Raw genomic sequence first — 685 nt, 5'->3', positions numbered from 1 at the left:
GAACGTGGGGATGACGTCAAGTCATCATGGCCCTTACGAGTAGGGCTACACACGTGCTACAATGGCATATACAAAGAGAAGCGACCTCGCGAGAGCAAGCGGACCTCATAAAGTATGTCGTAGTCCGGATCGGAGTCTGCAACTCGACTCCGTGAAGTCGGAATCGCTAGTAATCGTGGATCAGAATGCCACGGTGAATACGTTCCCGGGCCTTGTACACACCGCCCGTCACACCATGGGAGTGGGTTGCAAAAGAAGTAGGTAGCTTAACCTTCGGGAGGGCGCTTACCACTTTGTGATTCATGACTGGGGTGAAGTCGTAACAAGGTAACCGTAGGGGAACCTGCGGTTGGATCACCTCCTTACCTTAAGAACCTGCCTTTGTAGTGTCCACACAGATTGTCTGATGAAAAGTAAATAGCAAGGCGTCTTGCGATTGAGACTTCAGTGTCCCCTTCGTCTAGAGGCCCAGGACACCGCCCTTTCACGGCGGTAACAGGGGTTCGAATCCCCTAGGGGACGCCACTTGCTGGTTCGTGAGTGAAAGACGCGTGCCGAACTATCTCAAAACTCATCTTCGGGTGATGTTTGAGATATTTGCTCTTTAAAAATCTGGATCAAGCTGAAAATTGAAACGACACACTGTTTAAGTGTGTTCGAGTCTCTCAAATTTTCGCAACCAGAA

At 50.1% G+C, this 685-nt stretch carries 1 tRNA gene and 1 rRNA gene; both read left to right on the top strand.

Annotated features, from left to right (window positions below):
- Positions 1–365, top strand: a 16S ribosomal RNA gene (locus tag FJV41_RS55140); the annotation flags it as partial.
- A gap of 84 nt (positions 366–449) precedes the next feature.
- A tRNA-Glu gene (locus tag FJV41_RS55135) sits at positions 450–525 on the top strand.
- Positions 526–685: the final 160 nt, after the last annotated feature.

The organism is Myxococcus llanfairpwllgwyngyllgogerychwyrndrobwllllantysiliogogogochensis (assembly GCF_006636215.1).
Classification (GTDB): domain Bacteria; phylum Myxococcota; class Myxococcia; order Myxococcales; family Myxococcaceae; genus Myxococcus; species Myxococcus llanfairpwllgwyngyllgogerychwyrndrobwllllantysiliogogogochensis.
The sequence above is the reverse complement of the archived record's forward strand: the minus strand, read 5'-3'. Positions and strand labels throughout refer to the sequence as shown.